General features: G+C 68.3%; 14 protein-coding genes and 1 pseudogene. 7 read left to right on the top strand and 8 right to left on the bottom strand.

Annotated features, from left to right (window positions below):
- Positions 1-11: 11 nt before the first annotated feature.
- Complete coding sequence (locus tag QP457_RS21470) at positions 12-986, bottom strand: LysR family transcriptional regulator (protein ID WP_205404598.1); 975 nt, start codon at positions 984-986, stop codon at positions 12-14.
- Between the two features lie 90 nt (positions 987-1,076).
- Here QP457_RS21470 and QP457_RS21465 point away from each other — a divergent pair, with 90 nt between their 5' ends.
- Positions 1,077-2,084 (top strand): zinc-binding alcohol dehydrogenase family protein, encoded by a 1,008-nt coding sequence (locus QP457_RS21465; RefSeq protein WP_205404597.1) that lies wholly within the window; start codon positions 1,077-1,079, stop codon positions 2,082-2,084.
- 292 nt (positions 2,085-2,376) lie between these two features.
- Here QP457_RS21465 and QP457_RS21460 read toward each other — a convergent pair whose 3' ends face one another.
- A complete protein-coding gene (locus QP457_RS21460) occupies positions 2,377-2,982 on the bottom strand; it encodes a glutathione S-transferase N-terminal domain-containing protein (protein ID WP_180164807.1) in 606 nt (201 codons plus the stop codon).
- A gap of 55 nt (positions 2,983-3,037) precedes the next feature.
- Here QP457_RS21460 and rmuC point away from each other — a divergent pair, with 55 nt between their 5' ends.
- The 3 genes from rmuC (at position 3,038) to QP457_RS21445 (ending at position 5,740) form a co-directional block, all read left to right on the top strand.
- The gene (rmuC, locus tag QP457_RS21455) at positions 3,038-4,606 is read left to right on the top strand and encodes a DNA recombination protein RmuC (RefSeq protein WP_180164809.1); all 1,569 of its coding nucleotides are present in this window, start codon (positions 3,038-3,040) and stop codon (positions 4,604-4,606) included.
- A gap of 60 nt (positions 4,607-4,666) precedes the next feature.
- A complete protein-coding gene (locus QP457_RS21450; protein WP_180164811.1) occupies positions 4,667-5,068 on the top strand; it encodes a hypothetical protein in 402 nt (133 codons plus the stop codon).
- Positions 5,069-5,194: 126 nt separating this feature from the next.
- On the top strand, positions 5,195-5,740 hold the full coding sequence (locus tag QP457_RS21445) for a glutathione peroxidase (RefSeq protein ID WP_205404596.1): 546 nt from the start codon (positions 5,195-5,197) through the stop codon (positions 5,738-5,740).
- Positions 5,741-5,846: 106 nt separating this feature from the next.
- Here QP457_RS21445 and QP457_RS21440 read toward each other — a convergent pair whose 3' ends face one another.
- From QP457_RS21440 to QP457_RS21415, 6 genes and pseudogenes are all read right to left on the bottom strand, one after another.
- Complete coding sequence (locus QP457_RS21440; protein WP_205404595.1) at positions 5,847-6,851, bottom strand: VacJ family lipoprotein; 1,005 nt, start codon at positions 6,849-6,851, stop codon at positions 5,847-5,849.
- A gap of 1 nt (position 6,852) precedes the next feature.
- Positions 6,853-7,164: an STAS domain-containing protein gene (locus QP457_RS21435; protein WP_180164817.1), complete on the bottom strand. Its 312-nt coding sequence runs from the start codon at positions 7,162-7,164 to the stop codon at positions 6,853-6,855.
- Positions 7,154-7,816, bottom strand: a complete 663-nt coding sequence (locus tag QP457_RS21430; RefSeq protein WP_100554254.1) for an ABC transporter substrate-binding protein — start codon at positions 7,814-7,816, stop codon at positions 7,154-7,156. The genes QP457_RS21435 and QP457_RS21430 overlap by 11 nt, the downstream gene beginning before the upstream one ends.
- A gap of 56 nt (positions 7,817-7,872) precedes the next feature.
- Positions 7,873-8,337, bottom strand: a pseudogene (mlaD, locus tag QP457_RS21425) (outer membrane lipid asymmetry maintenance protein MlaD); the annotation flags it as partial.
- 58 nt (positions 8,338-8,395) lie between these two features.
- Positions 8,396-9,145, bottom strand: a complete 750-nt coding sequence (locus QP457_RS21420) for an MlaE family lipid ABC transporter permease subunit (protein ID WP_005414955.1) — start codon at positions 9,143-9,145, stop codon at positions 8,396-8,398.
- Positions 9,145-9,933 (bottom strand): ATP-binding cassette domain-containing protein, encoded by a 789-nt coding sequence (locus tag QP457_RS21415; protein WP_100554252.1) that lies wholly within the window; start codon positions 9,931-9,933, stop codon positions 9,145-9,147. The genes QP457_RS21420 and QP457_RS21415 overlap by 1 nt, the downstream gene beginning before the upstream one ends.
- A gap of 194 nt (positions 9,934-10,127) precedes the next feature.
- Here QP457_RS21415 and recC point away from each other — a divergent pair, with 194 nt between their 5' ends.
- Genes recC through recD form a run of 3 tightly spaced genes read left to right on the top strand, consistent with a single transcriptional unit; the run spans position 10,128 to position 19,017 of the window.
- Entirely contained in the window at positions 10,128-13,469 is a 3,342-nt protein-coding gene (recC, locus tag QP457_RS21410; RefSeq protein WP_205404594.1) for an exodeoxyribonuclease V subunit gamma, read from the top strand.
- The gene (gene recB / locus QP457_RS21405) at positions 13,466-17,140 is read left to right on the top strand and encodes an exodeoxyribonuclease V subunit beta (protein ID WP_205404593.1); all 3,675 of its coding nucleotides are present in this window, start codon (positions 13,466-13,468) and stop codon (positions 17,138-17,140) included. The genes recC and recB overlap by 4 nt, the downstream gene beginning before the upstream one ends.
- Positions 17,137-19,017 carry an exodeoxyribonuclease V subunit alpha gene (gene recD, locus QP457_RS21400; protein ID WP_205404592.1) on the top strand — a complete coding sequence of 627 codons (1,881 nt, stop codon included), beginning with the start codon at positions 17,137-17,139 and terminating at the stop codon, positions 19,015-19,017. Before recB ends, recD begins: the two co-directional genes overlap by 4 nt.
- The last annotated feature ends 68 nt before the right edge of the window (positions 19,018-19,085 follow it).

Here is a 19,085-nt window from a genome sequence, read left to right as displayed (position 1 = left end):
GCGCGATTCTCTTACAACGGGGGAGCACCATTGTCGGCCAGCGGCGTTGCAGGCGACAGGTGCAGGCCGCCATGGCCGGGCATCGCCGACAGCAGCGGTTGCAGGTACTGGCGCAGCTGCGCGTGCAGTTGCCGCACCGCCGGTGAGAACTGCTTGCGGTGCGGACACACCAGCTGCAGGGGGATGTGGCTGCCGATGCCATCCAACAGCACCTGCAGGCGTCCACCCAGCACGTCCTCGCGCACGTCCAGCCAGGATTTGTAGGTGATGCCTTCGCCGGCGACCGCCCAGCGCCGCACCACGTCGGCGTCGTCGCAGACCAGTGGCCCGCGCACCGGGATCACTACGCGGCGCCCCTCCAGCTCGAACGACCAGCGATCGTAGGCACGCCCGCCGAGCTGGTAGACAAGGCAATCGTGTTCGCGCAGGTCGTCCAGCCGGGTCGGCGTGCCACGCCGACGCAGGTACTCCGGCGATGCGGCCAGCACGCGCCGGTTGCCCTCCAGCAACGGCAGGGCGACATAGCTGGCGTCGTCGAAGTGGCCAATGCGGATCGCCACGTCGACCGGGTCGCGGAACACGTCGGCCACTTCGTCGGACAGGCGCAGGTGCAGGCGCAGCCGTGGATGTGCGGCACGGAACGCGGTCAGCCACGGCAGCAGCAGGTTGCGGCCGAAGTCCGAGGGCGCAGACAGCTGCAGAGTGCCGTGCAGTTCGGCATCCTCGCCCTGCACCCGCGCCTGGCCTTCGCGCAGGGTGGTCAGAACGTCCTGTGCGTAGGGCAGGTACAGCGCGCCTTCGGCGGTCAGCCGCAGGCTGCGGGTGGTACGCACGAACAGGCGCAGGTCCAGTTCGCGTTCCAGCCGTGCCACCGCCGCGGCCACCTGGCCCGGCAGCAGATCGGCCTCGCGCGCGGCCTGCGAGAAGCTGCCCAGCGCGGCGGTACGGACGAACAGCTGCAGATCGTCGAAACGGACCATTTTCATTGCTGCAGTGAAAGTGTTGACCGATTCTGCGCCTTTCTGCCCCTCTGCGCACGGCGCACGCTGTGGCCTCTCCTCATTGGATCTCCCCCCATGCGCGCCATTGCCTATACCCATGCCGGCCTGCCGATCGACGACCCGCAGGCCCTGATCGACCTCGACCTGCCTCTGCCGCAGCCGGGCCCACGCGACCTGCGGGTGGCGGTGCGCGCGGTGGCGGTGAACCCGGTTGACACCAAGGTGCGACGCGGCGCTGCCACCGACGGCCCACGCGTGCTGGGGTGGGACGCGGTTGGTGTGGTCGATGCGGTTGGCAGCGAGGTGACCCTGTTCCAACCCGGCGACGCCGTGTACTACGCCGGTGTGATCGATCGCCCGGGCAGCAACGCCGAATACCAGCTGGTGGACGAGCGCAGCGTTGGCCGCAAGCCGGCCAGCCTGGACGATGCCGCCGCGGCGGCGCTGCCGCTGACCGCGATCACCGCGTGGGAACTGTTGTTCGACCGCCTGCGCATTGCCGAAGGCGGCGGCGACGGCCAGACCCTGCTGGTGATCGGTGCAGCGGGCGGCGTCGGTTCGATCCTGGTGCAGTTGGCGCGTCGGCTGACCAAGCTGACGGTGATCGGCACCGCCTCGCGCCCGGAGACCCAGGACTGGGTGCAGGCGATGGGCGCGCACCATGTGATCGACCACAGCCTGCCGCTGGCCGAGGGCCTGGCCCGGCTGGGCATCACCGAGGTGGACCACGTGGCCAGCCTGACCCACACCGACCAGCACTACGCGCAGATCGTCGAGCTGCTGGCGCCGCAGGGGCAGCTGGGGCTGATCGATGATCCGGGCCAGATCGATGTGATGGCGCTCAAGCGCAAGGCGCTGTCGCTGCACTGGGAATCAATGTTCACCCGGCCGCTGTACAAGACCGCGGACATGCAGCGCCAGCATGACCTGCTGAACCGGGTGGCCGAACTGGTCGATGCCGGTGTGCTGCAGACCACGCTGGGTGAGCACTTCGGGCGCATCGATGCGGCCAACCTGCGGCGTGCTCATGCGCTGCTGGAGAGCCATCGGGCGAAGGGCAAGATCGTGTTGGAAGGCTGGTAAGGGTTCCGGCCAAGCAAAGTGAAAGCGGGTGCTCCCTTACAAGAAACCCGTATCGATCCTTCTGAGCTTCATCCACGCATGGCGTGGATCTACTGCAGATCGCGGAAGTCCGTGAAAGGCGGGGTGGCATGGGTTTGCGGGACCGCAGGCGCCATGGATGGCGCCTACGAGCCCCCATGGATGGGTTTACGGCGTGTCCCGCAAATCCATGCCACCCCGCCATCCCACCGAATGCTGCCTTTCGATGTGACGTTGCCTCTGCGGGTGCAGGGCGCAGCCCTGCCGGACCCCCCTACGCCACGCCGTTGTCCACATGTTTAGCGAAGCCCGGGCGGGGGCGCAGGCGCTCGAACCAGGCTTCCACGTGGGGCAGCGCCGGTTTGTTGCCCGGTGTGCTGCGCCAGCGCTGGGTGGACAGGCCGAGCACGATGTCGGCCAGGGTGAAGGTGTTGCCCACCACGTAGCCATCGGTCGTCGCCAGCTGTGCATCGAGCAGTGTCATCAGATGATTCCAGTGCGTCAGGCTGGCCTCCGCGCGCGCGTCGTCCGCGAAGTCAGGGTGCTGGCGGACGCGGGCCATGAACACGTGGCGCCAGGCGCTGTTGAGGTCGGTGGCCTGCCAGTCCATCCACTGCTCGACCTTGGCGCGGCCCTGTGCCGTGGCGGGCAGCAGGTCATCGCGGCCCTGGCGTGCGGCCAGGTACCGGCAGATGCTGTTGGACTCCCACAGCACGAAGTCGCCGTCGCGTAGCGCCGGCACCTGCCGATTCGGATTCAGCGTGGCCAGCAGGTCCGGCGCGGGGGTTGGTTCATGCGCAAGCGGGAGGTCGAGTTCGGCGCACAGCCACAGCACTTTGCGCACGTTGATCGAGGTGGGCTTTCCGTAGAGAACAAGCATGGTCGGGTCCGATGTGGTCCGACCAAGGCTAGCGCAGCGGGGCTACACTGGTCGCATGAACATCGAAGTCCTCATGATTGTCGCCGTGGTGCTGCTGCTGGCGACGTTGCTGGTGCTGGTACTGCTGTGGCGTCGGGCATCCAACAGCGCCCCCGCTGCTGAAGCACAGCAACAGCTGGTTACCGAACGCGAGCAGCATCGCCTGGCCCTGGTTGACGCCGGGCAACTGCGAGGTCGGCTGGAAGCCTTGCTGGCAGAGCTGGAAAGCGAGCGTGGCCGAAGCCTGCAGCACGCCCAGCTCGTCACTACCCTGACCGCACGCGTGGAGCGGGAGGCCGCGTTGGCGTCCAGTCGTGAAGCGATGTTGGCCGAGCGCGAAGCTGCCCTGGCGCAGGTGCGGGCCGGTCTGGCCGAGTCCAGCAAGGAGCTGCAACAAGCGCAGCAGCGCTACCAGCAGCTGCATGGCGAACATGCTCGCGCGCTGGCCAACCTGCAGCATTCCGAACGCGCCAGTGCCGAGCTGCGCAGCTATCTGGATACTGCCAAGGAAAAGCTCTCCGGCGCCTTCGCCGAACTGGCGGGCAAGGTGTTCGACGAACGCGGACAACAGTTCGAAAAGAACGTGCGCCAGGCAACGGTGCAGTCGCGCGCGGATATCGAAGGGCTGCTCAAACCCTTTGCCGACAGGCTGGGGGATTTCCGCAACCGGGTTGACACGCTGTACGGGGAAGAAGCGAGGCAGCGTGCCAGCCTGCTTGGCGCGGTGGGTGAACTGAAGACGCTCAACCAGGACATGGCTGCACAGGCCTCGGCGCTGACCAATGCGCTGAAAGGCAGCGCCAAGGTGCGCGGTGACTGGGGCGAGCTGATGCTCGACAACGTGCTGCGTGGCTCAGGCCTGGAGGAGGGCGTTCACTACCAGCGGCAGAAGCACGCCGTGGATGATGAGGGCGCGCGCCTGCGGCCGGACGTGGTGGTGCAGTTCCCCGATGAGCGCAGCGTGGTGATCGACAGCAAGGTCAACCTGATCGCCTGGCAGGAGGCGATGAATGCCGCCACGCCGGAACAGTCCGAGGATGCATTGCGCCGCCATGCGGTGGCGCTGCGCCAGCACGTCAAGGATCTGGGCGATAAGAACTATCCGAAGGCTCTTGGCAGCGAGACCCTGGATATCACCATCGCTTTCGTTCCCATCGAAGGCGCACTGTCGGCGGCGCTGGGCGCGGACGGTGCACTGCAGGCGTATGCCTTCGACAACCGCGTGGTGTTCGCTTCGCCCAATACGCTGATGGCGCTGTTGAGGGTGGCCGAGCGACTGTGGACACGTGACAAGGTGCAGAAGCAGGCATTGAAGATCAGTGAAGCCGGTGGACTGGTGCTGGACGCCCTGACTGGCTTCCTGCAGGACTTCAATGCCATGGGCAAGAAGCTTGATGATGCAGGCAAGGCTTACGCCGACGCACGCAACCGCTTGATCGATTCGCCGCAGTCGGCCATCAGCCGTGCCCGCCGGCTTGCCGAACTGGGCAGCAAGTCAAAGCGCGCGTTGCCCCCTGAGCTGACCCCCGATCCGATGCAGCAGTTGACCTCCACCGACGGAGAGGACGACGGCAACGCCGGCTGACACGCCACCTGCATGGGCGGGTGCGTATGCTGGCGCCGTCCACACCCTTCAGGTACCGCCATGCGCCTCCGATTCCTTGCCAGCTTTGCCCTGGGCGCGCTGCTTGCCGCCTGCAGCAGTGCGCCACCGGCCAGCGATGGTGCAGGCACGGCATCCACGGCGGCCGACAGCCCCGAAGCTGCTGCAGCCTATGAAGAAGCACGCGATGTGGACTGCCGCGCAGCTGGCGGTACGCTGCAGCCGTTGGGCCGCCTGCAACGGCTGCAATGCGTGATTCCCTATGCCGACGCTGGCAAGTCGTGCGGCAACAAGAGCGACTGCAGCGGACAGTGCCTGGCCACGGGCGAGGTCGCTGCCGGCGCGATGGCGACCGGCACCTGCCAGCGTGATGTCAGCCAGAACTTTGGTTGCCGCCAGCGCATCGACGGTGGCAAGGCGCAGGGCACGATCTGCGTGGATTGAGGATGTCCTGTAGAGCCGAGCCCATGCTCGGCTGCCGTGGCATCAGCCGAGCATGGGCTCGGCTCTACAACAGCGCATGCGGCGGTATGCTGGTGGGCCTTTCCCAGCCGTAGCCGGAGCCCCCGCGTGAGCACCTCGATCCAGGATGTTTCCCTCACCACCATCGACGGCCAGCCGTCCTCGCTTGCTCACTACCAGGGCAAGGTACTGCTGCTGGTCAACGTGGCGTCCAAGTGCGGCCTGACCCCGCAGTACGAAGGCCTGCAGGCGCTGTACGCGGAGAAGCACGCGCAGGGCCTGGAAGTGCTGGGCTTCCCGGCCAACAATTTCCTCGGCCAGGAGCCGGGCAGCGAGGCGGAGATCCAGCAGTTCTGCCAGCTGACCTACGACGTGAGCTTCCCGATGTTCGCCAAGATCAGCGTGGCCGGTGAAGACACCCACCCGCTGTACCAGCAGCTGACCGCCGCGCAGCCGCAGGCGATCGGCGAAGGCCCGCTGCGCGAGCGCCTGGCCAGCAAGGAGATTCCGATCCACCCGGCACCGGCGGTGCTGTGGAATTTCGAGAAGTTCCTGGTCGGCCGCGATGGCAAGGTCATCGCCCGCTTCGCCCCGGACGTTGCCGCCGATGATGCGCGCCTGCGCGAAGCCGTCGAGGCGGCGCTGGCGGCCTGAAGACGACGTGCCAACCAAGGTTGGCACCCACCGGAAGGTTGGTGGATGCCTGTAAAAAACAAAAAACCCCGCCGAGGCGGGGTTTTTCATGCGTTGCCGGCAGCGGTCAGTTGGTCCATTGCGGCATCGGCATCGCATCGACCGGGATCGGCGAGTTCGCATCGTCGCTGCCACGCTCGCGCTTGCTGCGCAGATCGTTCTCGATCTGGTAGTTGCGGCGCTGCATCCAGGCATCGCGGACCAGGGCGTATTCGTCCACCGCGGTATCGCGCAGGTCGTCGATCGCCAGCAGCTGTGCACGGGTGTCGACCAGCTGCAGGCCCTGCAGGCCGATGCGGTACTTGTCGCTTTCGATGCGGCGGATCGGCGACAACGGGATGTCACCGGCCAGGCCGAACACATCACGCACGGTACGCGGGCCGAAGAACGGCAGTTCCACATAACGCGAACGACGCCAGCCCCAGGCACCCAGGGTCTGCCCGAAGTCCTCGTTGCGACGCGGCACCATTGCCTTGCTGGCCGGGTCGAACAGGCCACCAATGCCCAGCGTGCTGTTCATCAGGAACCGGCCCAGGCTGTCCCACGCATCGGCCGGTCGGCCCTGCAGCAGCTGGTTGGTGATGGTCAGCGGCGCACGCAGGTTGCTGAAGAAGTTGCTTACGCCGGTACGTGCAAAGCGCGGCACCACGTGGGTATAGGCGGTGGCCAACGGGCGGGCGATACCGCGGTCGACGGCGTTGTTGAAGCCGTGCACCTTGCGGTTGAACGGTTCCCACGGGTCGTAGGCGGTAGCACTGCGGCTGTTGTCACTGGTGCCGTACAGCGCATCGAAGTCGTTGTCGCCGCCCGGTGCGGTCGCCGCCGCGTCGGTGGCGGCATTGGTTGTCGGGGCACGGTTGCCGGTGTCCACGGCCGTCGCAGCGGGCGGCGTGTCGGCCTGCGTCGTCTGGCTGGCCGGCTCGGTGTCAGCAGCAGTGGCTGCGGCAGGCGCTGCAGCAGTCGACGGAACCACGGTATCGGCCACCGGCGCGTCGCTGCGTGCCGGCTTGCCGGCACAGGCGCTGAGCGCAGCGGCCAGGAGGATCAGAGGGAAAACGCGCACGACGTTCATGTCAGCTCGCAGCAGAAGTAGCGTTGAAGTCCAGGTCGGGCGACAGCCGGTAGGCTGCGCTCAGTTCGTTGTAGCCGGCGGGGGCGCCGGAGATCGTCAGCGGATGGCCGCCCTGGCGCGCGCGCGCGGCCAGCTCGGCCAGCAACGCCAGGCCGGCGCTGTCCACGCGCTCGACCTCCGCCAGGTCCAGTCGCGACAGCTGCGCCGGCAGGGCCTGCAGTTGCGGCCACAGCGCGATCACCGCTGCACGGTCGAGCACCCCGCGCAGGCGCAGGGTGTCACCTTCCAGCAGCGCCAGCGCCTTATTTGCCATTGCCGGCCGGTCCGGCCTGCATGCTGCCGCTGCGCAGATCGTTGGCCACCTGCTTGATGCCCTTCTGTCGCAGCGGGGCATCGAACTGGTTGCGGAAGGTCTGCACGTAGGAGATGCCCTCGATGTTCACGTCGAAGATCTTCCACTGGCCGTTGACGTTGCGCATCCAGTATTCAACCGGCGTCGGCTCGTTGGCGGCGCGCACCAGTTCGGTGGCCACGCGCACGCCACGGTTGCCCGGCAGCGGGCTCTCGCCCTTCAGGCGGAAGCTCGGCTTGCCCTGGATGTTGAGCAGGGTCGAGCCATAACGCTGCATCAGGCTGTCGGCCATCGCATCGGCGAACAGTTTGATGTCGGCATCCGAAGCGCCGCGGGCGTGCGGGCCCAGCACCAGGCGCGCGGCATAGTCGCGGTCGAAGGTGCGGGTCAGTTCGCTGTCGATGTAGCTGCGCAGGCTGGCCGGGTTGCTGGTGAACTCAGCGCGGCGCTGCTGCAGGGTCGACATGATGCGGCTGCTGGCGTCGATCACAACCTTGCCGGCCTGGCCCTGGGGGGCGGCGGCAGCGGCGGGGGCGGCCTGCGCCTGGGCCAGGAACGGGGTGGCCAGCAGCAGCGACGAGGCGAGCAGGGCCGGGATCAGTTTCATTTTCATGGTTGCGGTTCCGTTGCAGGCGACTGCTCGCCATCGTTGGGTTTCTGAGCAGCGCCACCACCGGCGCCGCCACTGAACATGTATTTGCCGACCAGCTGCAGCAGGTCCACGGCCGGCTGGGTGAACACGATTTCCTCACCGGGCTTGAGCACGTCCGGATCACCGCCGGGCTGCAGACCGATATAGCTCTCGCCAAGCAAACCGCTGGTGAAGATGCCGGCGGAGGTGTCGGCCGGCAGGTCCTTGACCTTGCTGTCCATGCGCAGGGTCACGATCGATTCGAACTTCACCGGGTCCAGTTCGATGGAAGCGACCTGGCCGACGGTGACGCCGCCGATCTTCACCGGCGCCTGCTTGCGCAGCTGGCCGACCTGGGAGAAGCGGGCCTTGAGTTCATAGCCTTCGCCACCCCAGCTCCAGCGCTGGTTGGTCGAGGCGACGGCCAGCACCATCAGCGAGGCCAGGGCCAGCAGCAGGAAAGCGCCGACGGAGAATTCGAGTCTGGGACCGCGGATGGCCATGTGGATTACCTGATCAGTCGTGGTGGCCGCGCGCCGATGCGCACCGCCGATGGAGGGGTTAGGTGAACAACATTGCCGACAGCACGAAGTTGAACATCAGCACCAGCAGCGAAGCGTTGACCACCGCACGGGTGGTGGCGACGGAGGTGCCTTCGATGGTCGGTTCGGCGTGGAAACCGACATAGGCGGCAACCAGTGCGGCGGTGCCACCGAAGATCGCCGATTTCAGCATCGCCACGCCGAAGTCGTCCCAGAAGTCCACGCTGTTGCGCAGCGCCGACCAGAACACGCCGTTGTCCAGGCCCAGTACGTGCACGGCTTCGAAATAGCTGGCACTGATCGCCAGCGAACAGAAGATGCCGGTCAGCAGCGGCACGGTCAGTACCGCCGCCCAGAAGCGCGGCGCCACGGCCTTGGCCACCGGGTCGATGGCCATCAGTTCCAGCGCCTTGATCTGGTCGGTGGCGCGCATCAGGCCCAGCTCGGCGGCGATCGAGCTGCCGGCGCGGCCGATGAACAACAGCGCGGTCAGCACCGGTGCCAACTCGCGGTACAACGACAGGCCGAGCAGGGTCGACAGCGCGTCGGCCGCACCGAAGGTGGTCAGCGTGCGGTAGCCCTGCAGGGTCAGCACCAGACCGACGAAGGCGCCGCCCACGGCGATGATCGGCAGCGAGCGCGCACCGATCTTGTAGATCTCGCGGGTCAGCTCGGCCAGGAAATCACGGGTCGGCAGCGAACCGCGCAGCACGGTCAGCGAGAACAGACCGGCACGGCCCAGCGAACGGGTGGCTTGCACGAACGGCATCAGGCAACCCTCGCGCGCGGTGCGGCATCAAACGGAATGGGACCGTCGGGCTGGCCGTGCAGGAACTGCCGCAGCAGCGGGTCCTGGCTGGACTGCAGCGCTTCGGGCGTGCCCTGGAACACGATGCCGCCGTTGGCGATCGCGATCACCTGGTCGCAGATCGGCAGGGTCTCGTGCACGTGGTGGCTGACGATGATGCTGGTCAGGCCCAGGCTGTGGTTGAGGCGCTGGATCAGGCTCATGATCACACCCGAGGCGATCGGGTCCAGCCCGGTCAGCGGCTCGTCGTAGATCATCAGCGGCGGGTCCAGGGCCAATGCGCGGGCCAGTGCCACGCGGCGGGCCATGCCACCGGACAGTTCACGTGGCCAGGCATCGGCGGCGGCCAGCAGGCCGACCGAATGCAGCTTCATCTGCACCAGCCGGCGCAGCACCGGTGCCGGCAGGCGGGTGTGGGTGCGCAACGGCAGGGCGACGTTTTCGGCCACGGTCAGGTCGGTCAGCAGGCCATTGCCCTGCAGCAGTACACCAACGCTCTTGCGCATCTCCAGCAGTTCGGAGGTGCGCTGCGGGATCGGCTTGCCGAACAGGGTGATGTCGCCTGCAACCGGGCGCAGTTCGCCGGTTAGCGCCGCCAGCAGGGTCGACTTGCCGCTGCCGGACGGCCCCAGCACGGCGGTGATGCTGCCTTTGGGCACCTGCAGCGAAACGTCGCGCAGGATCGTGCGCCCGCTCCGGTCGATGCGGACGTTGGACAACTGCACCAGACTGGAGGTGGAAGCCGACATGGGCACCCTTAACGTTTTTTCGACATTGAAGCATCGGGTCAGACTGCTGAACATAAGCAGACTGGACGGTCCAGTATTGTTGCACGGCCGGACCGCCGCCAGACCGGGACAATTCCTGAAACGACCGGAACAATCCGTCGCGATCACCGTCCCCCGGCATTGAATACGGCCGGCTGTGCTGCACACTGTGCACGATGAGTGACCCGGGCAGCGACTTCCGCCTCTACCATTCCAATTCGCTGGACGTGCTGGCTGCCCTGCTGGCGCGCAATGTGCGTGTGCCGGTGCCGGGACAGCCGCTGCTGGCGCCGGAGGTGGTGCTGATCCCGCAGGTGGCGATGCGGCGCTGGCTGCAGGCGACCCTGGCTGCCGAGTATGGCGTGGCCGCCAATCTGCAATTCCTCACCCCCGGTGAGTTCGTCGCCCGTGCATTGAACGCCAATGTCGAGGGCGAAGCCGACGACCTGGACGCGGCCGCCCTGCATTGGCGCCTGTACCAGGCCCTGCGCGACCCGCACCTGCTGGCGCAGCCCCCCATGCGTGCGCTGCAGTCCTATCTTGCCGGTGGCGACGCGCTCAAACCCTGGGCCCTGGCCGGCGAACTGGCCTCGGTGTTCGAGAAGTACCAGGCCTGGCGCCGCGACTGGCTGCTGCGCTGGGAAGCCGGCGCCGATGCGGCCGACCCGCAGGCCATCCTCTGGCGCAGCATCGCCGCTGGTCATGGTTACCGCGCGCGCCGCATCCAGGCCTACCTGGACCGCTTCGAGGGCGCCGCCCAGCCGCTGCCGAAGGGCCTGCCGCCGCGGATGTCGGCGTTCGCCACCCTCAACATCTCACCCGACGTACTGCGGGTGATGGCCACCCAGTCGCGGGTGGGCGAACTGCATTTCTATCTGCCCACGCCGGTGCAGTCCTACTGGGGCGACCTGCAGACCCTGGCAGAGCGCCTGCGCAGCGGCGCGCCGGACCCGTTCGGCGAGGCCGCCGGCGAGAACCGCCTGCTGGAAGCGTGGGGTGCGGCCGGCCGCGATTTCATGGCGGTGCTGGGCAGCTACGAAGTGGTGCATCCGGCCGGTGAGATCGCGGCCTATTCCGACCCCGAGGAAGATACGCGGGCGACCATGGACCAGGGCGGGCTGTCCGACAGCCTGCTGCACCGCCTGCAGCGCGACCTGTTCCACCGCCGCGCATTGCCCTCGGGCGAACTGCGCGACGGCCTGCGCAGCGACGACCCGAGCCTGCAGGTGCATGCCTGCCACACCCGCCTGCGCGAGCTGCAGGTGCTGCACGACCAGCTGCGCAGCCTGCTGCAGGACCCGCGCTTCGACCCGCCGTTGCAGGCGCGCGAGATCGCCGTGCTGGCGCCGGACATCGATCCGTATGTGCCCTATCTGGAAGCGGTGTTCGGCGGACGTGGTGGCGACGACGAGCACATTCCCTACGCGCTGGCCGACAGCAGTCCACTGGCCGGCGAGCCGCTGGCCGATGTGTTCGTGCACCTGCTCGGCCTGCCGATTTCGCGCTTCGGCCTGAACGAGGTGCTGGACCTGCTGGCCAGTGCGCCGCTGGCCGAGGCGGCGGGGCTGGAAGCGGTCGACTTCGATCGACTGCATGGCTGGCTGCAGCAGGCCGGCGCACGGTGGGGCCTGGATGCCGACCATCGCGACCAGCTGCAGGCCCCCAGCGATGACGCCTACACCTGGCAGTTCGCGCTGGATCGCCTGCTGCTGGGCCACGCCACCGGCAGCGAGGTGGACCTGGCCGGGGTGGCGCCGTGGATCGAACTGGAAGGCGGGGCGCTGGATGCGCTGGACCGGCTGCTGCGCCTGCTGCGCGTGCTGGCCGTCTACCAGCGCCGGCTCGGCGAGCTGTTGACCCCGGCACAGTGGCGGCAACGCCTGCTGTCGCTGCTCGATGCGCTGCTGCCGACGCCGCCCAGCTCACCCAACAGCCAGCGTGCGCTGGAGCGCCTGCGCAAGCTGCTCAACCAGTTCGCCGAGGATGCGTACAAGGCCGGGTTCGCCGACGGCGTGCCGCCGGAAGTGGTGCGTGCACATTTCGCCGGTGCCCTGGCCGAAGCCGATACGCGGGCGCCGCTGCTGACCGGTGGCATCAGCTTCGGCCGCATGGTGCCGATGCGCCTGCTGCCGTTCCGGGTGATCTGCGTGCTCGGCCTCAACGACGGTGATTTCCCGCGTCGTGACCCGGCCGCCGGCCTCAACCAGCTCACCGCCGAACTGGATACGCCGCGCCGCCGCCCGGGCGACCGCTCCACCCGCGAAGACGATCGTTTCCTGTTCCTGCAGCTGTTTGCTGCCGCCCAGGATGTGTTCTACCTCAGCTATCTCGGCGCCGACCCGCGCGATGGCAGCGTGCGCGAACCCTCGGTGCTGGTCAGCGAACTGATCGATGCCGCCGCGGCCTATCACCTGGATCCGCTGACCGCCACGCGGGACTTCACCGTGCGCCACGCGCTGCAGCCGTTCTCGCCGGCCGCCTTCGGTGATGGCGACCCACGCCGCTTCAGCTACCGCCGGCAGTGGCATCCTGCCGCCGGGCGACTGGGTGGGGAGCGTGGCGGCCTGCTGCCGTGGTTCGACACCACACTGCCGCCACCGGCGGACGACGCGGTGGAAGAAGAGGTCTCGCTGGACAGCCTGCGTCGTTTCCTGTGCGATCCGGCCGGCCAGTTCCTCGCGCAGTCGCTGGGCCTGCGCCTGGCTGACGACGTTGAGGACGTCGACGACCTGGAGCCGCTGGTGCTGTCTTCACGCGGGCCGGAGAAGCGCAGCGTGCAGTTGGCCGTGGTGCAGGCCACCCTGGCCGGCGACAGCGAGCCGCTGTACCCGCGGTTGCGCGCACGCGGACTGTTGCCGTCGGGCATCCTCGGCGAGCGCCAGTTCGAAGTGGAGCAACTCAAGACGCGGCCCTACGCCACGGCCATGCTCGGCTGGTTGCAGGGCACGCCACTGGAGAGCCGCCGCTATGAAGTGGAGATCGACGGTGTGCGCCTGCATGGCCGGGTCGGCGATCGCCATCCGGAGGGCCTGGTGCGACTGCGCGCCGGCGCCCTCAACGGCAACGCGGTGATCCGCCAAGGGCTGGACTGGCTGTTGGCCAACGCCGCCGGCGATGCCTTGCCGCTGGTGCAGTTCCACGATGGTGGTGATGCCGGCCCCGGTCCGCATGTGTTGCCTGCGCTGACCGTGCCTGCAGCCCGCGCGGCATTGCGCGCGCTGCTGCAGCTGCGCCAGCGCGGCCTGCGCGAGCCGCTGCGCTTCGCGCCCTACACCGGCTGGGTGCTGTTCAACGCGCCGGTGGAAAAGCAGCGCAGCGAAGGCTGGAAGCAATGGCATGGCAGCGACCGCAGCTGGGGAGAAGCCAACAGTGATGCGTGGCAGCTGCTGCTGCGTGGCGCCGATCCATTTGCCGACGACGCCAGTTATGCCGACCTGCTGCGCAACAGCCAGGTAGTCTTCAGCGCCGTGCGCGAAGGCCGCAGCTTCGGCACTGATCCACAGGCAGGCCACGCATGAGCAGCGTTGCCGAGGGCCCTTTCATCGACACGCGTTTCCCCGACCCTTACCTGGCATTGCCGCTGCACGGCACGCGACTGATCGAAGCCAGTGCCGGCACCGGCAAGACCTTCACCCTGGCGACACTGTTCACCCGGCTGGTGGTCGAGCAGGGCCTGCGTATCGGCCAGATCCTGGCGGTGACGTTCACTGACGCGGCCACCCAGGAGCTGCGCAAGCGCATCCGTGAACGCCTGGCCTTGGCCGCACGCCTGGTCGATCTGCCGCCCGGCGAAGATGAAACGCCCGACGCGGCGCTGACCCGGCAGGTGCTGCAACGCCATCTGCAGGACGGCACCGAAAGCGCCAAGGCGTTGAAGCGGCGCCTGCAGATGGCTGCCGATGAAATCGATCTGGCGGCGATCTTCACCATCCACGGCTTCTGCACCCGCGTGCTGCGCGAACATGCGCTGGAGAGCGGGCATACCTTCGACCCGCCGGAACTGCTGGCCAGCGATCGCGAACTGCTGGAAGAACTGGCCGCCGATCTCTGGCGTGTGCACGCCAACGACCCGGCCACGCTGGAACCGCTGACCTGGCTGTGGTCCACCCCGGATGCGCTGGCGGCTGACCTGCGCGCGCTGCTGGCTTCGCCCCCCCTGCACCCGCGGCCGCAGCCGCTGGCGGTGGACGACCCGCACCCGGCCCTGCAGGACGCGGCGGTGGAGCTGTCGATGGCCGTGCGCGAGCACGGTGAGCGCTTCTTCCTGGACCTGTGCGAAGCGGTCGACAACAAGTGGATCAACGGCGTCTCCTACAAGCTGGGCTGGCTGCACCCGCTGGGTCGCCAGCTGTTGGGCTGGGCCGAGCGCGGCGACGCCGCCGAACTGCTGTCCAGCGACCGCCTGCCTGCGCTGCTGCCCGATGCACTCGTAGCCAAGACCAACAAGAAGTTCACCGAGCGCACACCGTCTTCGCCGCTGCAGGCCCCGTTGGCGCGCTATGTCGCATTGCTCGCCGAGCGTGAGCAGTGGCTGCGGGCCAGTGCGCTGAACTTCCTGCATGCGCTGCGCGAGGATGCCAGCCAGCGCCTGGCGGCCCTGAAGCGCCTGCGCCGCGTGCAGACCTACGACGATCTGATCGACGGCGTCGCCCGCGCACTTGAAGGCCCGCAGCGGCTGACCCTGGTGAAGCAGCTGCGTGCGCAGTACCGCATCGCCCTGGTCGATGAATTCCAGGATACCGACGACCGCCAGTGGGGCATCTTCCATACCGTGTTCGGCGCCTCGCCGGAGGTGGACGAACTGGGGCTGCAGCCGGCGCTGTTCCTGATCGGTGACCCCAAGCAGGCGATCTATGGCTTCCGCGGCGGCGACATCCATACCTACCTGAAAGCCAAGCAGGTGGCCGAGCAGGCGCCGGCGCTGGACCAGAACTTCCGCTCGCGCCCGGCCGTGCTGCGCGCGCTGCAGGCGCTGTACGACAACGCGGGCGAAGACGCGTTCCTCGAACGCGACATCCAGTTCGAGCCGGTGCGCCCGGGTGGCGTGCGTGCCGATGAGGATTACCTGCGCGATGGCCGGGCCGCACCCGCCCTCACCCTGCGCCTGTTGCGCAGCGAGGGTGAAAAAGCCTTCGGCGCCGATGCTTCGCGTGACGCGGCGACCCAGGCCTGCGTGGCCGCGATCCACCAGATCCTGCTGGAGGCGCGTGCCGGCACCGCACTGCTGCGCGGGCGTGCGCTGCAGCCTGGTGATATCGCCGTGCTGGTGCGCTCGCATCGCGAAGCGACGCTGGTGCAGCGCGCGCTGGCTGCGGTCGGCATTCCCGCCGTGGCGGCCGGCAAGCAGAGCCTGTTCGCCACCAGCGAGGCGCGTGACCTGCGTGCGCTGCTGCTGGCCCTGCTGCAACCGGCCGACGAAGGGCGCCTGCGCACCGCATTGGCAACCGTGCTGCTGGGCCAGCGCGCAAGTGCGATTGCCAGCATGGAGCGCGAGGGCGACCTGCAGCGCGGGTTCCAGGCGCAGCTGCTGCACTGGCGCGAGCGCTGGCAGCGTGGCGGTCCGTTCGCGGTGGTTGCCGATGTCTGCGCGGCGCAGGGCGAGCGCCTGCTGGCGCTGATCGATGGCGAGCGGCGCCTGACCAATTACCTGCAGCTGGGCGAACTGCTGCAGGAAGCCTCGGCGCAGGCACTGGGCATGCACGGCCTGCTGGACTGGCTGCAGGGGCAGATGGCCAACGCCGACCAGGACGATGAGCAGCAGCTGCTGCGCTTGGAGTCCGACGCGCGGCGGGTGCAGATCATCACCCTGCACAAGAGCAAGGGCCTGGAATACCCGCTGGTGTTCCTGCCGTTCGTGGGGATCGATGGTGGCGCGCCGAACACCGCTTCCCACTGCACCGTGCACCTGCAGGGCGAGCGTCAGCTGCACTGGAAGCTGGACAAGGACGATGCCTGGGAAGCGGCCAGCAGCCAGCGCGAGCGCGAACAGCGTGCAGAAGACGCGCGCTTGCTTTACGTCGGCCTGACCCGCGCCGAGCATGCGCTGTGGATCGCCACCGGCGATCTGGCTGGCCACGCGAAAACCCGCCTGGCCCCGTTGCTGGGCGATCTGCAGGTGCTGCGCGCGCACGCGGACGTGGAGCTGGATGACAGCGTACTGCCGGGTCGTCTACCGCAGCTGCTGGCCGAAACCGAAGGTGAGCTGCCTGCGGTGCGCGCATTGACCCGCCGTGTGCCACATGACTGGTGGGTCTACAGCTTCACCCAGCTGGCGCATGCCGACGCTGGCAACAGCGACGATATCGAAGCGGCGGCCACCGAACTGCCGGCACCGGCCGCCGACGAACCCGCCGGTGCCGAGCTGCCGCTGGAACCGGCATTGCCGGAAGCCGCTGCAGAAGACATGGCGCCGCCGGATCCACGCTTCATGGGCAGCCGTTTCGGCAACGTCCTGCACGATGCGCTGGAGAACGTCGACTTCGGACTGTGGACCGGCTGGCAGCCTGAGCAACCGGCACCGGAGGGACAGGCCGACGTGCTGCGCCGCTCGCTGCACGACGAAGGCTATGCCGACGAGGATCTGGACGATGGCGTGGCGGTGCTGGTGCCGCTGGTGGGCCATACCCTCACCGTGCCGCTGCCCGAAGGCGGCGCGCTGTGCAGCGTGCCTGAGACCGAACGCCGGGCCGAGATCGAATTCCACTTCGCCATCGAACCGACCGCAGTACCGGTGCTGCTGCAGCTGCTGCACGACCACGGCATCTCCAGCGCGCGGCGTGGCTTTGGCCTGCGCAGAAGGCTGGAAGGCCTGATGACCGGCAAGATCGATCTGACCTACGTGCGTGACGGCCGCTGGTATGTGCTGGACTACAAATCCAACCGGCTGCCGGGCTACAGCCCGGACCTGCTGGAGATCGCCATGCGCCACAGCGAGTACGACCTGCAGGCGCTGATCTACACCGTCGCACTGCATCGCTGGCTGCGTTTCCGCCTGGGCGCGGCCTACGACTACGCGCGCGACATGGGCGGTATCCGTTATCTGTTCTGCCGGGGTCTGGAGGTTGCCGGCAACGGCGTGCACGTGCAGCGCTTCGCACCGGAACTGGTGGATGCGCTGGATGCCTTGTTTGCCGGCGGCGAAGCGGCCCAGGCCGATATGGCGGCGCGCGCGCGCGGAGAAACCGCATGAGCCTGCTGCGCGATCTGCATCGCGGTGGCCAGCTGCGCACCCTGGACCACGCCCTGGCCACCAGCCTCAAGCGCCTGCGCGAGGACACCCCGGAGAACGTGGCGCTGGCGGCCGCACTGGCCTCGCTGGCCGTGGCGCAGGGGCACGCTGGATTCGATCCACGCCAGCCACAGCGCCTGATCGACGGCGTGCCAGCATGGCCCGAGCCTGCGCAGTGGCTGGCGCAGTTGCGGGCCTCGCCCTGGGTGGCGACGCCGCAGGACGCCAGCGCCGCCGCAGAGGAAGCACCGCTGGTGTTGGAAAACGGCCTGCTGTACCTGCGCCGTTACCGCGAGTACGAGCGGCAGCTGGCGGTTGGCCTGCAGCGCATCGGCCGCCATCCGCTGCCTGCACCGGACATGGCTGCCGTGGCGCCGTTGTTCGCGCGCCTGTTCCCGCAGGCCGCCACCAGCGAAGACCAGCAGGCACGCGCCGCCGGTGTGACCCTGCGCCACCCGCTGGCTCTGGTCACCGGCGGCCCCGGTACCGGCAAGACCACCACCATCGCCCGCCTGCTGCTGCTGTTGGCCGCACAGGCGGTGCACCAGGGCCTGCCCGTGCCGAAGGTAGCGCTGGCTGCGCCCACCGGCCGCGCCGCCGAGCGCATGGCCGAAAGCCTGCGCATGGCCGTACAGCGCTTGCAGGAGCAGGGGCTGGACCCGGCGCTGTGCACCGCGCTGCCCAGCACCGGCACCACCCTGCATCGCCTGCTCGGGGTGATTCCCGATTCACCGCGTTTCCGCCATCACGCCGACAACCCGTTGCCGGTGGACGTGGTGGTGGTCGACGAAGCCTCGATGATCGACCTGCCGTTGATGGCCAAACTGGTCGATGCGATCGCCAGCGGCACCCGCCTGATCCTGCTCGGCGATCCCGACCAGCTGCCATCGGTGGAAGCCGGCGATGTGCTCAGCGCCATCCTGCGCGCCAGCGGCGATGGCATCGGCACCCGCGCCGACGATGCTCAGGCGCTGCATGGCCTGCTGGCACCGGCCACGCTGCAGCCGCAGGCAGCACCGCGTGCATTTGCTGGTCGCCGCGTGCAGTTGCAACGGGGCTACCGGCAGAGTGATGCGCTGGACCTGGCACCGCTGGCGCAGGCCGTGCGCGGCGGCGACAGTGGCACCGCCCTGCGCCTGCTGCGCAGCGGTGAACTGGCCGGCGTCCGCTTCCATGAAGGCGAAGCCGATCCGTTGCGCAGCCAGCGCGAGCATCTGCTCGACCATTGGCGCGCGCTGGCCGACGCGGTGGATCCGGCGAAGGCGCTGCAGCAGGCCGGTCGCCTGCGCGTGCTGACCGCACTGCGCGAAGGCCCGCAGGGCGCGCGCGGCCTCAACAGCCGCATCGAACAGCTGCTGGCCGGCAACACCCCGGGCTACTTCCAGGGCCGGCTGCTGCTGATCACCGAGAACAGCTACCGCCATCGCCTGTTCAACGGCGATATCGGCATCTGCCTGCGCGATGGCAGCGGTGCGATGGCGGCCTGGTTCCCCGGCGAGACCGCCGACCAGCCGCGCGCCTTCCACCCGGCAGCGTTGCCTGCACACGAGAGCGCCTTCGCCATGACCGTGCACAAGGCACAGGGCTCGGAGTTCGATGAAGTGTGGCTGCAGCTGCCACGGCAGGACAGCCGCGTGCTCTCGCGCGAGCTGGTCTACACCGGCCTGACCCGCGCCCGCCAGCGACTGCAGGTAGCCGGCAGTGCCGACGTGCTGGAGGCAGCGTTGAAGCGGCATGCCAGCCGCCTCGGTGGATTGGCCTGGCGGCTGGGCGCGGAAGAGGTGACCGACGAACCAACGCGCATCGAACAACCCACGGTGCAGGGCCAGTTGTTCTGATCATGGGTCGGATCCCTTTCCCAACGGGAAAGGGCTCTGACCCCATCCAGATCTCGGCAGCGCTTCTG

The organism is Stenotrophomonas sp. As-7, from assembly GCF_030291015.1.
Lineage (GTDB): Bacteria > Pseudomonadota > Gammaproteobacteria > Xanthomonadales > Xanthomonadaceae > Stenotrophomonas > Stenotrophomonas lactitubi.
The sequence above is the reverse complement of the archived record's forward strand: the minus strand, read 5'-3'. Positions and strand labels throughout refer to the sequence as shown.